This is a genomic window from Alteromonas sp. 4NH20-0104 (assembly GCF_057547795.1).
This window is the reverse complement of record NZ_BAAJLP010000013.1, coordinates 1-12,945: the sequence shown is the minus strand read 5'-3', so window position 1 is coordinate 12,945 and position 12,945 is coordinate 1. Positions and strand designations below refer to the sequence as shown.

The 12,945-nt window shown below is 48.4% G+C and carries 12 protein-coding genes; 4 read left to right on the top strand and 8 right to left on the bottom strand.

Annotated elements, in window-relative coordinates; all coding sequences use genetic code 11:
* Positions 1 to 3 precede the first annotated feature (3 nt).
* From rplB to rpsJ, 5 genes are read right to left on the bottom strand one after another with little or no spacing between them, the layout of a single operon-like run.
* A complete protein-coding gene (rplB, locus tag AC27IB_RS10885) occupies positions 4 to 828 on the bottom strand; it encodes a 50S ribosomal protein L2 (protein WP_296052045.1) in 825 nt (274 codons plus the stop codon).
* A gap of 14 nt (positions 829 to 842) precedes the next feature.
* Entirely contained in the window at positions 843 to 1,142 is a 300-nt protein-coding gene (gene rplW / locus AC27IB_RS10880; RefSeq protein WP_105935536.1) for a 50S ribosomal protein L23, read from the bottom strand.
* Complete coding sequence (gene rplD / locus AC27IB_RS10875) at positions 1,139 to 1,744, bottom strand: 50S ribosomal protein L4 (RefSeq protein WP_296052042.1); 606 nt, start codon at positions 1,742 to 1,744, stop codon at positions 1,139 to 1,141. The genes rplW and rplD overlap by 4 nt, the downstream gene beginning before the upstream one ends.
* A gap of 18 nt (positions 1,745 to 1,762) precedes the next feature.
* Positions 1,763 to 2,401, bottom strand: a complete 639-nt coding sequence (rplC, locus tag AC27IB_RS10870) for a 50S ribosomal protein L3 (protein ID WP_296052039.1) — start codon at positions 2,399 to 2,401, stop codon at positions 1,763 to 1,765.
* Between the two features lie 18 nt (positions 2,402 to 2,419).
* Entirely contained in the window at positions 2,420 to 2,731 is a 312-nt protein-coding gene (gene rpsJ / locus AC27IB_RS10865; protein WP_006012796.1) for a 30S ribosomal protein S10, read from the bottom strand.
* 470 nt (positions 2,732 to 3,201) lie between these two features.
* Between rpsJ and AC27IB_RS10860 the strand changes: the two genes are divergently transcribed.
* Positions 3,202 to 3,414 (top strand): bacteriocin, encoded by a 213-nt coding sequence (locus tag AC27IB_RS10860; protein ID WP_296052032.1) that lies wholly within the window; start codon positions 3,202 to 3,204, stop codon positions 3,412 to 3,414.
* Between the two features lie 277 nt (positions 3,415 to 3,691).
* Here the strand turns inward: AC27IB_RS10860 and AC27IB_RS10855 are convergent, their stop codons facing one another.
* Together AC27IB_RS10855 and AC27IB_RS10850 are read right to left on the bottom strand one after the other, a co-directional pair.
* The gene (locus tag AC27IB_RS10855) at positions 3,692 to 5,587 is read right to left on the bottom strand and encodes a tetratricopeptide repeat-containing diguanylate cyclase (RefSeq protein WP_487120857.1); all 1,896 of its coding nucleotides are present in this window, start codon (positions 5,585 to 5,587) and stop codon (positions 3,692 to 3,694) included.
* 120 nt (positions 5,588 to 5,707) lie between these two features.
* Positions 5,708 to 6,187 carry an acyl-CoA thioesterase gene (locus tag AC27IB_RS10850; RefSeq protein WP_296052027.1) on the bottom strand — a complete coding sequence of 160 codons (480 nt, stop codon included), beginning with the start codon at positions 6,185 to 6,187 and terminating at the stop codon, positions 5,708 to 5,710.
* Positions 6,188 to 6,268: 81 nt separating this feature from the next.
* On the opposite strand from AC27IB_RS10850, the gene AC27IB_RS10845 reads away from it, so the two are divergent.
* The 3 genes from AC27IB_RS10845 (at position 6,269) to AC27IB_RS10835 (ending at position 12,078) form a co-directional block, all read left to right on the top strand.
* Positions 6,269 to 8,020 carry a DUF4153 domain-containing protein gene (locus tag AC27IB_RS10845; RefSeq protein WP_487120855.1) on the top strand — a complete coding sequence of 584 codons (1,752 nt, stop codon included), beginning with the start codon at positions 6,269 to 6,271 and terminating at the stop codon, positions 8,018 to 8,020.
* Between the two features lie 157 nt (positions 8,021 to 8,177).
* The gene (locus AC27IB_RS10840) at positions 8,178 to 10,397 is read left to right on the top strand and encodes a GspE/PulE family protein (RefSeq protein ID WP_296052020.1); all 2,220 of its coding nucleotides are present in this window, start codon (positions 8,178 to 8,180) and stop codon (positions 10,395 to 10,397) included.
* 151 nt (positions 10,398 to 10,548) lie between these two features.
* Complete coding sequence (locus tag AC27IB_RS10835; protein WP_296052019.1) at positions 10,549 to 12,078, top strand: GGDEF domain-containing protein; 1,530 nt, start codon at positions 10,549 to 10,551, stop codon at positions 12,076 to 12,078.
* A gap of 26 nt (positions 12,079 to 12,104) precedes the next feature.
* Here the strand turns inward: AC27IB_RS10835 and AC27IB_RS10830 are convergent, their stop codons facing one another.
* Positions 12,105 to 12,860, bottom strand: a complete 756-nt coding sequence (locus tag AC27IB_RS10830) for a sugar-binding protein (RefSeq protein WP_487120852.1) — start codon at positions 12,858 to 12,860, stop codon at positions 12,105 to 12,107.
* Positions 12,861 to 12,945: the final 85 nt, after the last annotated feature.

Here is a 12,945-nt window from a genome sequence, read left to right as displayed (position 1 = left end):
CTATTACTTGTTACGACGACGTACGATAAGCTTATCAGTACGCTTGTTGCTTCGGGTTTTCTTACCTTTAGTAGGAACACCCCAAGGAGTTACTGGGTGACGACCGCCAGAAGTACGACCTTCACCACCACCGTGTGGGTGGTCAACCGGGTTCATTACAACACCACGAACGGTTGGACGAACACCGCGCCAACGGCTGGCACCAGCTTTACCTAATGAACGAAGCATGTGTTCTGCATTGCCCACTTCACCAATGGTGGCGCGACAATCAGATAATACTTTGCGCATTTCACCTGAACGCAGACGTAAAGTAACGTAGTTACCGTCACGTGCCAGGATCTGTGCACTACCACCGGCAGAACGTGCAATTTGTGCACCTTTGCCAGGCTTCATTTCAATCGCGTGAACAACGGTACCCACTGGCATGTTGCGCATAGGCATAGCGTTACCCGCTTTGATAGGCGCATTTGAACCAGATTGGATCGCGTCACCAGCCTGGATACCCTTAGGTGCCAGGATGTACTTACGCTCACCATCTGCATACAGTACTAATGCAATGTTTGCAGAACGGTTAGGATCATATTCTAAACGCTCAACTTTTGCTGGGATGCCGTCTTTATTACGTTTAAAGTCAATTACACGGTAATGTTGCTTATGACCACCACCGATGTGACGTGTAGTAATACGACCATTGTTATTACGGCCGCCAGACTTGCTGTTCTTTTCCAGCAAAGGTGCATAAGGTGCACCTTTATGCAGGTCAGGATTAACAACCTGAACTACGTGACGACGACCGGGAGAAGTTGGCTTAGCTTTCATTAATGGCATTTCTAATCCCCTTCTTACTCAGCACCACCGACAAAGTCGATGTCCTGACCTTCTTTAAGCGCTACATACGCTTTTTTCCAGTCGCTGCGTTTACCGAAAGACATACCGTGACGCTTGGTTTTACCCTTAACGTTAACAGTACGAACCGAATCCACTTCAACCTCGAACAGTTTCTCAACTGCCGCTTTGATTTCAGCTTTGTTCGCGTCTTTAGCTACTTTAAATACAACTGTGTTACCCGCTTCAGCAGCCATAGTCGACTTTTCTGAAACGTGTGGTGCCTTAAGCACTTTTAGTAGACGTTCTTCTTTCATGCTAACGCCTCCTCAAGTTGTTTCACTGCATCAGCAGTGATAAGTACTTTTTCGAATGCAATCAGGCTGACCGGGTCGATACCAGCTACATCGCGCACGTCTACCTTGTAAAGGTTACGAGCAGCAAGGAACAGGTTCTCTTCCACTTCTGGAGTAACGATAAGAACATCGTTTAATTCCATTTCGTTCAGCTTAGCAACCAGAGCTTTAGTCTTAGGTGTGTCAACACCGAACTTCTCTACCACTACCAGACGGTCTTGGCGAACCAGTTCAGACAGGATGCTCTTAACCGCACCACGATACATTTTCTTGTTAACTTTTTGATCAAAGTCACGAGGCTTGGCTGCGAATGCACGGCCACCACCAACCCAGATTGGGCTGCGGATTGTACCTGCACGAGCACGGCCAGTACCTTTTTGACGCCATGGCTTCTTACCACCACCACGTACTTCAGAACGAGTCTTTTGTGCTTTAGTACCCTGACGAGCACCATTGCCGTAAGCTACAACGACCTGGTGAACCAGGGCTTCGTTGAATTCACGTCCAAAGGTCGCTTCGGATACTTCAAGAGCGCTTTGCGCGTCTTTCAATGTTAATTCCATCAGTTCAACTCCCAGACGTTACGCTTTAACAGCTGGCTTTACGACAACGTCGCCGCCAGTTGCGCCAGGTACGGCACCTTTAACCAGGATCAGGTTGTTTTCTACGTCTACACGTACAACTTCCAAAGACTGAGTGGTGACTTGCTTGTTACCAAGCTGACCAGCCATCTTCTTGCCCTTGAATACTTTACCTGGTGATTGGTTTTGACCAATTGAACCAGGTGCACGGTGTGACAATGAGTTACCGTGAGTAGCACGTTGAGCAGTGAAGTTCCAACGCTTGATAGCGCCAGCAAAACCTTTACCTTTAGACGTACCAGTGACGTCAATTTTTTTGGTGTCGTTGAAGATTTCAACAGTGATTTCACTGCCTACTTCGATGTCGCCACCTTCGTTATCTTCCAGGCGGAATTCCCAAAGACCACGGCCAGCGTCTACACCAGCTTTAGCAAAGTGACCTGCTGCAGCTTTGTTTACGCGGTTCGCTTTTTTGGTACCTGCAGTAACTTGCAGTGCGCGATAACCGTCAGTTTCTTCAGTGCGTAACTGAGTAACACGGTTTGGGGTCGCTTCAATAACAGTCACAGGGATAGACGTACCATCTTCAGTGAAGATGCGAGTCATACCCACTTTACGACCGACTAGACCAATCGCCATTGTTATTACCCTCTCTTGTTAGCCCAGGCTGATTTGAACATCAACACCAGCAGCCAAGTCCAGACGCATCAGAGCGTCAACAGTCTTGTCAGTTGGCTCGATGATGTCTACTAAACGCTTGTGAGTACGAATCTCATATTGGTCACGCGCATCTTTATTTACGTGTGGAGAAGTCAATACTGTATAGCGTTCTTTGCGAGTAGGCAGTGGAATTGGACCGCTGACCTGAGCACCAGTACGTTTCGCCGTTTCAACGATTTCAGCCGTAGACTGATCGATCAACTTGTGATCAAACGCTTTTAAACGAATACGAATTCTTTGATTTGGCATCGATTAAGCTCCAATCGAAAGAACAAAAAAATCATCTTCTCACTCCCAATTATTCCGGGACGAAAAGATGTGCTTATAAACCAGTGATTCCCAATCGGAATCTTGTTTTTGTTTCTAACACGCCCGCTTCATCATAAGACGTCGCTTTGGCGACCACCCTAAAAACAGTGTGGCTGCGGCTGAAACCATGCCCTGGGTACATATGTACGGGGCAAGTGGGCGCGAATTATACAGAGTTACCGGACTAATGCAACTAGCGATTTCACTTTTTGTACATAATTCGATCATCTCTGCGATAAAGCTTATTGGTTAAGCGCAGTATCAGCAAATCTCGGATTCGTACTCACATGCTTACCTTTTCCCTAAAGCAAAGAAAAACCGCCTCAGGTCCAGTAGCGATATAGCTTTGTGAGTCGTACGATTTAGTTGCGTTGATTAACGCAACTGTTAAATTTTACGAGGATGAACATATGAAAGAATTAAGTATACAAGAACTGAATGCAGTCTCAGGCGGAGTTTCAGATGATACTATCTATGCGGGCGCATTAGCCAGTGCCGGTGGATTTCTATTTACAGCCATTACATCAGCGGCCGCATTAACCCCTGTGGGGATGGGTATACTCTTAACTGCATCAATTATCAGCTCAGGTATCGCGATCGCCACTGCATACGAGCCTGAGTAAACCTAGAGGTTTAGCATGGATAATGCCAAAGAAATACTTATAACCCCCCAGCTAAGCACTTTTGCAATTGGCGTTGCGTTTTCCGCCTTCGTAAGTGCGATTTTGTTTTGCTTATCGTTTGTCGAAAAGCATCACTTGCTTCCTGTGTTTAGCATCATTACTTTTTTTTACTTACTGAGTCATTTAGTAATAAAGTACAACAAGTAGCCGTCATTTAAGCAGGGTACGTAGTATCGCCCTGTTAGTTACTTCTCTTTATTCACATAGTTATTTCATCTTAATAAACCACCTGGTCTTTACCATTGGCTTTAGCCTGGTACATCAGGTTATCCGCCTGTGCCAGCGTATGGGTAACAGACTCCTGGTCCTGGGCATCCACCAGCCCTATGGAAAAGGCCACCTTAATATCCGAATACGCTGAGAGTGCCGCGGGCAACACCTTGCACTCGTCCATAAATTGCCTGAGGGCAACCGCCACTTCCTCGCAAGCAGCTGACGGAAACACAAATAAGAACTCTTCCCCACCAATCCGGCCAATAATATCGGTATTGCGGAAATCGCGCTTGATACACTCGCCTACGTGCCTGAGCACATCATCGCCAACCTGATGCCCGTACGTATCATTGATATACTTAAAATCATCGAGGTCGGCTATGGCGACACTCAGCGGTTGATTCTGCCGGACGGCCAGTTTTTTCTCACGGTCAAGTAACAAAAATGTCTGACGGCGATTATACAGCGCTGTGAGTTCATCAGTTTGAGCCAGCCTTTCCAGCTGTTGGTGCTGACGTCTGATGCTGAAGTACATAAATACGATGGCAAAAATCAACACTACTAATACAGCAATAATCAGCGCGACAATAGTTTGGTCCCGTTTATTAACCGCCAGCTCGGCGGTTTGCCGGGCGTTGGTTTCTGCCAGCAATCGGTTTTCATACGCTTTCTGATCCAGCTCGAAACCGGCTCGTAACTGTTGAAACCTCTCTTCATCGGTTTCTTGCCGGCGCTTTACTTCCTCTTGCCTGGCAGCCTGCAGAGTTTGGTAAGCAGCAGCGTAATCACCCGATTCTGCATGCAATTTTGCCCTTAATAACAGAATCGTCGCTTTATGGAGAGTGATATCGTGCTCAGCGACCAGTATTTCCAGCTGTTCAATAATCTCAAATGCTTGCTCAAGTAAAGCATTTCGCTCAAGCCATTTGGCTTTAATTAGCAGTGTACCCACCTCTAGATGGACATTATTGCTTTGTCTGAACGTGTCTATGGCCTCATCGAGCATGGGCATAAGCTGAGCCAGTTGTTCACTACTGTGTTCCTCATTGCTCGACAACAGCACATCAAACAGCGCCTGAGTTGTATAGGCCTCGCCTTGTTTATCACCAATTTCTACCGATATGGCCATGCTTTCGTTGAAGTAATCAACCGCTTTATCAAGCTGATGGATTTTGCCGTAAGCGAGTCCCAGGCCATACAAAGAGTTAGACAACTCAACCTGATTATCGGTTTGCCGATAATAACGTGCGGATTCTTCAAAATAAGGGATCGCCGAACGCGATTTTTCCTGCGCTTCGTATACCAGTGCTATAAAGGAAGCTATATGGGGAGCAACCGTATCCAGCTCATGTTGCTGCGCTATGCGATAGGCCTGAGTAAAATAGTCGAGCGCTTCTACCAGGTTAACAATAGTCAGATTGATAGAACCCAGGGCAATCATTGCATCAATTTGCACAGAGGGAGACTGATTCTCGACCGCCCAGGATAATGCCCGTTGGGCGTATTCAATCCCAGGTGAGGCATCGGCCATCGTATCGTAGGCCCTGGCGACCTTAATGTTACATGCCTGGATGAACTCTTCGTCGTCGCTCTGTTGTGCCAGTGAAAGGGCTTTTTGGGCTTCAACGAGCGCTTCATCACCCAGGAATAAAGCATAATAAGCATCACTGAGTATGTAATGGTACCGCGCTTGTTCATGCACCGATACGGATGCATTCGCTAACCGGGCCTCAATAGAGTTGATGACCTCGGTAGGATGATGATTGATGTCACTGAGTAGCCTGGTCTTTTCTTCAGACCACTCAATAGCGCTGGCGTTGGCACTGGCGACAGACAACGCCACGGCAGCCATAACACTTAACAGTAGTTTACTTGGAAATACGAAACACTTAAACTTCAAACTGTCTCAACCTAGCTGGCAGGCAATTCATCCAGCATAAAATAGATCATCCATTGAGCATGGCACAACGCCCGGCTCCGTCAACAAACATTATGCGCCATGTTGATTAACCTGAATACCTTAGTTATCCACGTAGGTGGTCATCTCTTCGCGGATCTGGTCTCGCATCGTCATGAGTTTGATGGCCGATTCGCGCTGACGCTTGTCCTGCTCCGTTTTTGGTACCCAATCCGGAACCGCCGACGGCTTGCCGTTTTCATCCATGGCCACCATTACCGCAATACAATGTGTACAAAGCTCGCGTTCACTGCTTTTAGGATCGCCAGCGCGAACCAGGATACGAATATGCATGGAGCTGGTGCCGGTATAAATAACCTTCGCTTCAACTTCCACGATGTTACCCACCAGGATTGGCTTCACAAAGTGCATTCCCCCCACGTAAGCGGTGATGCAGTATTTTCCGCTCCAGCCGGCAGCACACCCATAGGCACTTAAATCGATCCATTTCATTACCGCACCGCCGTGCACTTTACCACCGAAGTTAACATCCGCAGGCTCTGCCAGAAAGCGCAACGTTAATGAACGCTCAGTACCGGGCATAAGTTCTTCTCTTTATTTAATTTTCACCAATTCATAAAACTACTGTAGTTTAATTAGTAAAACAATCCGGCGATGATATTTATGGAAGAACAGCGCTATCCTACCCGGCTGATGCTACTTATTGCCCTGCTACAGGGGCTCGCTCTGTTGCTATTACATCAGTCCATCGACTTTGAGTTCTGGCCGGCCACGGCGCCGCAGTGGCTATTTGCGGCTTATGCTCTGGTCATTATCGGGCCTGGCCTGTATCTGCTGGGGGTTAACGACAGCAATAAGGTCAGACTGGTTACCTACATAGCCCCCTTTGCCGCGCTTTGTGCGCTGCTTGCCTTTTACACCGGTGGCCAGGCAATCCCCTCTGCTCCCTCACGCCTGGATACTCTGCTCGCCCCCATGACATTTACTCTGGCTTTACTGACCTTTAAAGCGCTGATGTACGTGCAGGTGAAAACGGCCGATGAGCCCTTCGTTTATCCTCAGTTGTTTCACTATTCCTGGCGCAACCTGCTTACTCTGGGTCTGGCACTGGCATTTACGCTGGTTACCTGGGGGGTCCTGATGCTGTGGGCCGGGTTGTTCTCGGTGATTAATATCGACTTTTTTGACGAATTGTTTGAGCAAAAGTGGTTTTATTACCCGGCGCTTAATCTTGCTCTGGCACTGGGCGTAATTCTTATCCGCCGGCTCAGCATTATCGTCGATACCATTAAACAGTTGCAGCAAGCGCTGTTGAAGTACCTTCTGGTATTACTGGTATTTGTCTCGGTGATCTTCCTGCTCGCTTTACCGTTTACCGGTTTATCGCCGCTATGGGAAAAAGGCCCGGGCAGTTATCTCATTCTGTGGATGCAGGCCTGTCTGCTGTTTGCGCTGAACAGCGTCTATCAGGGTGATGCAGATGAACGCCCTTACTCCCCTTTTGTGCACCGGTTTATCTATCTCGGCATACTCTTGTTACCGGTTTACAGTGGGCTGGTATTTTATGGTCTGTCCCTAAGGGTGGAGCAGTATGGCTGGTCAGTAAGTCGTTACTGGGGGATGATAGTATGGATGTTTCTGGCGCTTTTTTCCCTTGGCTATGTAACTTGTATAGCCCGCTATAGAGATGACTGGATTGCCGGTCTCGGCCGCATTAATGTCGCGATGGGCTGGCTACTGATGCTGGTGATGGTATTGGTAAACAGCCCGTTTGCAGACTTACGAAAATTGACGGCTGATAGCCAGTTAGCCCGTATCGAATCCGGACAAACCGATTTGCAGGACATAGACATAGCGTATTTTGCCAATCAGCTTGCGTTGCCTGGCTACCTTGCCATTGAACAACTAAAGCAAACCTATGGCGACAGTCACCCGACACTGGCGCTAAGACTTTCCCGAGCCTATCAGGAAGATGCTATAGAGCCTGAGCAGGACAAGCTGATGGTGATCAACAGTATCGAATGTCTCAACGACTGCGAGATGCCCTCAGATCTCGCCGATGTCATTTACGGCAGCCTGACTAAAAGTAACTACCTGTTGCGACAGGCTGAACATCTTTACCTGCTGGCGGTCGACCCTGATGGCGATAACCAAACCGACTACCTGCTAATGCTGGAAACTAACTACCTGGTAGATGCCACCCTGTATATACGCAGAAACAGTAATTGGTATCCGATAGGTATAGAGGATTTGGGCCCGACCGGCAAAAATAAAACGAAGACTCTACGCGAGCATCTTCAGGCACTGGAGGTAAATTACAGTCAACCGCAGTACCGCATAATGCAAATCGGTGATTTTCACTTTAGCGTGACGCTGAACGAACAACTAAAATCATCACCTGAGCAGGGGCAGTAAACAGCCCGAGATGCACCGACTTTTACCACCTGCACCTTTTGCAGTATTGCTGCATTAGGTCAGAGGGTATAAGGTGATATATATTAATACTATACTTCGTCACAGCCGGATATGTTTCCTGCCCTGTGAGTAACAGCTTACTAATTTGTAGTAGAATATGTCAGACATAAATGAAAACCAGTTGGTGTTCGATAAAATCAACACAGTGCTTGAGAAAAAGCCTACGTTGTTAGATGCCTACAGAGAGCTAGAACCCCTTATACTCGGTTTATTTGATGCACAACGCATGAGTATCTTTCAGCGTCGTCGTCAGCATCAGGATTTGGTCGCCCGGTTTAAAACCGGTAAAGAGACAATGGAAATCAAGGTGCCCATCAGTCCACTGTCTATTGCGGGCTACGTTGCCTTATCACAGCGGCCATTAATTATCTCTAATCCCTATGATCAGGAAGAGCTAGCCGCCATTCATCCGCGCCTGCGCTTTGCCGACAGGTTTGATAAAAGCAGCGACTTCAGAACCCGCAATATTCTGTGTGTACCTATTCTGAATGCCGGCGTTATCATGGGTGTTTTTCAGATCATCAATAAAAACAACGGGCCTTTTACCAACCGCGACATGGAGCTTGCACAGCAGCTCAACGACATCTTAGGCACTAAATTCCGTTACGAACTCGGCGGCACGCAAAACCCATTTGATCTGTTACTCCACGAAAACCTGATCAACGAGAAAGCCCTCACGGAACTACAGGAAACCAGTGGCGATATTCGTCAGATGGTGCAGCGGTTAATGTCTGAATACCGCATCAATGAAGGCAAACTTGGCACCTCGTTATCTATTCATTATCAGGTACCCTTCATTGGTTTTGACCCTGAAAAATACCACGTCTACCAGAGCGAAAGCCGCCTCAACACCTCTTATCTGAAGCGTAATTTTGTGGCAGTGATTGCCGATGCCCATGATAAACCTATCGTGCTGATGGCCGAGCCCAATAACGCTTCCCTGTTGATGGAAATTGAAAGCGCGCTGGGTATCGACAGCTATGATATTGCCGTTGGCTTACCTAACCATGTTCTGCAGTACCTCGGCGATTCAGCGGGTAGCGGCGCGCCTGGCGAGATGAGTGAGATCCTCGATGAAATTGGTACCTCAGCAGAGGAATCAGAGGAAGGGATTGATGAACTTTCAGACGATGCGCCTGCAGTTGTTCGTTTAGTCAGCCGCATTCTTCATGATGCCAAACGGCTCAACGCTTCAGATATTCATATTGATCCGGAAAAGAGTGGTCCTACCCGCGTGCGGATGCGGATAGACGGTGTATGCCGGGATATCAACCAGGTTCCGGCCTCGCACCACAGTGCTGTTATCGCGCGGATTAAAATTATGTCGAACCTGAACATCGCCGAAAAGCGTGTTCCCCAAGACGGTAAACTGGCTTTCAGAATGAGTGGTCAGTTGGTAGAGGTTCGGGTCGCTACTATTCCAACGGTTGCCGGTGAAGGCGTTGTTATGCGTATTCTGGCATCGGGCGGCGCCATGCCCATGGGTAAAATGAACGTTGCGCCGGGCAATATGTTGCGACTTGAGGACATGATCAAGAAACCACACGGGATTCTGTTGGTTGTAGGGCCGACCGGTTCCGGTAAAACTACCACTTTGCATGCTATTCTGGGGTACCTGAATACTCCGGAAAAGAAAATCTGGACGGCAGAGGATCCGGTGGAAATCACTCAGCCAGGTCTTCAGCAGGTGCAGGTTAGCCCGAAAATAGGCTTTACTTTTGCCAATGCACTCAGAGCATTCCTGCGGGCCGACCCGGACATTATCCTGATTGGTGAGATGCGGGATAAAGAAACCGCCCATGCTGGTATCGAAGCGTCCTTAACTGGTCACCTTGTATTATCTACCCTGCACACCAACTCAGCGCCGGAAACGATTACCCGGTTACTGGATTTGGGCCTCGACCCGGTGAACTTCTCCGATGCCTGTGTGGGGATCCTCGCGCAGCGCTTGATCAGAACCCTCTGCAGCACCTGTAAGGAAAAACACCCGGCTTCAGACACCGATATAGCGTTTATCAAACGCCAGTATGGTGAGGAGTATATCGACGAACTTAATCTACCGGATAACCTTGAATTGCATCGCGCTAAAGGCTGCGATGATTGCGGTGATACCGGCTATCGGGGAAGAACCGGTGTACACGAGTTATTAGGCATGACACCGGCGCTGCGCTCCCTGGTTTATAAAGAAGCGTCTGTGGCCGAGATGAAAGCCCAGGCCATGCAGGATGGCATGCGTACCCTGGTTCAGGATGCCATTTACAAGGTTATTAAAGGCGATACCGACCTTGCTCAGGTACAAATTGTTGGAGGCGACTAACCTCGTCTCCCGACATTAATCGAAATAAATACTCACATAACCTTTTTTTCGTTCACATCACGCAATAGTGCGCGTAAAGTAAGCAACATCATAGTGGTGCGTGCAGTAAATAGATGAATAATCGAATATTTTGGTATCGGGTTGCTGAGCTGTGAAACAGGGAATGTGCTGTATCAAAGGGTGGTATACCGCTGTACTGCTGATGATGCTATTTTCATCGCCAGGGTTCGCCGATTGCCAGATCATTGCACCTCGTACGCAATCACTTCAGCAAACGGTTGATGTAACCGTGGGATTAAACGATATTCAGTTTCGTTGTCAGTTAGCCGAAGCCCGCGTACTGAGTTTTCCGCTGGATGCCCTGCACAAACCCACCATTTATGCTGATGACGCCTCTACTATTACCCCCCTGGCTAGTGCCCGGGCCGCTTACCTGCTGCCTGAGGGGGTTTACCGTTTCACTCTGACCGCCGAGTCAGACCATGACAGTAAAGTAAGCCTATCTCTGCGCGATTTAACAACCTTTCAGCGTGCCAACAGTTTGCATATTTTAACCATCAGTGCCTTTGGTGGGTTTTGTATAGCACTGTGTATTTATGTAGGCATATTGGGCCGTAGCCTGAGCAACGCCGGATTTTATGCCTACAGTGGGTATATCTTAAGCGCCGGATTTTTCTTTGTACTTCAGGAAGGTGTGTTACGAATTTTGCTCCCTGAGGCGCACTGGTTGCACGGCCATCAGATCAAAGCCATCTTTGCTGGCACCACGGTCTACACAGCTCTGCGCTTTATCTGTTTACTGCTCGATCTGCGACTGATATTAAAGCGCTGGGAATATCACACCATTATCTTCAGCGGCATGGCCGTGCTTGCACTTGGCTTTGTAGCGGCGCTCCCGGTTACCACGCTGCCCGCTATCGCCAATCAGTTAATGGGGCTGATTACCCTGCTTGGCATGGTAGCGGTAACTCTGGCCACTGCATACGCAACATTACGCAAAGTACACGGAGCTGGTTGGGTACTGATAGCGCTAATGGTGTTACTGGCAGCCATGCTGTTCCGTGTTTACCTGCCTGACGTAAATGAATTCCTCCATCGCTATGCCCTGATAGTGGCGGTCACGGTAGAAGCTCTGGTACTGGCTATTGCGGCATCGGAGCGGGTTAAGCGCCTTCAGTCTGACAAAATGCAGGCGTATCTTGCTGCCTCAAGCGACCCCCTTTGTCCGGTTCTCAATCGGCGGGGCTGGGAAGAGTCGGCACAAAAGATGTTATCAGCCCACAGCAAAGAAGGTGGCGTGCTGTTGCTGCTGTTTATCGACCTGGATGAGTTTAAACAAGTTAACGATACCTATGGCCACCGGGTAGGCGACAAAGCCCTGATTATTCTGGCCAAAATTCTCAACAGTCAGTCACGGGCTCAGGATATTGTAGGCAGGCTCGGCGGCGACGAGTTTGTATTGATGAGTCATTGCCACAGCCGCAACATTGCCGAGCGGGTTACAAAGCGTGTTACTGAGCGTCTGGAAGACCTAATTGTCAAAATTGATGAACAACATATCCCGCTGTCAGCGAGCGTGGGGGCACAAATTATTGATGCCCCACACAATGATCTGTCGCTGTTACTTCACGCTGCCGACATGCTGATGTATGAACAAAAGCATGCCGCAGTTAGCCTGTAACGGGTTGAGGTGTCCTTACCCGAAGGTTAGTCAACCAGCTTAATTTGGCCGAAAACTGATGCGTCGATATAACCTAGATTGCGGTCGCCATTAACCGGTTCAACTTCGTGGGATCCCACAAAATGCTCGCGCTCTTCACTGCCATCATTGTCGCAATAGGCCAGCATAAAACCCAGCACCTGCTCTGCTGACAGGCTCAGTGGCGGCACCGGTTTATTATGATGAAAAGTGTCCGGATACACTCTGAAGCTGACTTCCCAGGTTATTTGATAGGGTGACGTATCTTCACGAGTCCAGTGACTGGTGGCATGCTCATTGAGTAAAACAAACTCCTGACCGCCATTGCTTGTTGGGCCAATATCCACAACATTACCATCAAGGGCAATGTGGTACGCAAAAGCATTGTAAGATTTTAGATGATTGCCGCCCGATGCATCGGCATCAATAAAGATTTCAAGACAGTCATCATCCCAATAAGCCAGGAGCGGATTCGGGTGAGTATCGATCAATACATCGTCGATAATTTCTACCTGCAGATACAACTGATCTTCGTCCCAAAGCATTTTAAACCGGCCACTAAAGTCTGCCGGAATGGGCATAGTGCCCACCATGAGGTGCTTAAGAGGATGCCACTTTGCGTTATCCCAGGCCGCTTCGTCGGCCTTACCGTCGATAACAACCGGCGAACTGGCTTTAGCCACTTCAGTAGGTGCTGCAAACACCTGGCCCGCTGCAAGCATACTTAACCATCCGGCCAGCATGATCTTGTTAAGCTTCTTCATGATAAATCGCCCACTTTTACGTTGTAATTAAAAAACGTAGCTTAACAACAAATTTACAACAGCGGCACTATTTAATGCTTTGCAG

Coding starts and splice junctions, on each gene's coding strand:
- rplB (WP_296052045.1), bottom strand. CDS start 828: ATGCCATTAATGAAAGCTAAGCCAACTTCTCCCGGTCGTCGTCACGTA.
- rplW (WP_105935536.1), bottom strand. CDS start 1,142: ATGAAAGAAGAACGTCTACTAAAAGTGCTTAAGGCACCACACGTTTCA.
- rplD (WP_296052042.1), bottom strand. CDS start 1,744: ATGGAATTAACATTGAAAGACGCGCAAAGCGCTCTTGAAGTATCCGAA.
- rplC (WP_296052039.1), bottom strand. CDS start 2,401: ATGGCGATTGGTCTAGTCGGTCGTAAAGTGGGTATGACTCGCATCTTC.
- rpsJ (WP_006012796.1), bottom strand. CDS start 2,731: ATGCCAAATCAAAGAATTCGTATTCGTTTAAAAGCGTTTGATCACAAG.
- AC27IB_RS10860 (WP_296052032.1), top strand. CDS start 3,202: ATGAAAGAATTAAGTATACAAGAACTGAATGCAGTCTCAGGCGGAGTT.
- AC27IB_RS10850 (WP_296052027.1), bottom strand. CDS start 6,187: ATGCCCGGTACTGAGCGTTCATTAACGTTGCGCTTTCTGGCAGAGCCT.
- AC27IB_RS10845 (WP_487120855.1), top strand. CDS start 6,269: ATGGAAGAACAGCGCTATCCTACCCGGCTGATGCTACTTATTGCCCTG.
- AC27IB_RS10840 (WP_296052020.1), top strand. CDS start 8,178: ATGTCAGACATAAATGAAAACCAGTTGGTGTTCGATAAAATCAACACA.
- AC27IB_RS10830 (WP_487120852.1), bottom strand. CDS start 12,860: ATGAAGAAGCTTAACAAGATCATGCTGGCCGGATGGTTAAGTATGCTT.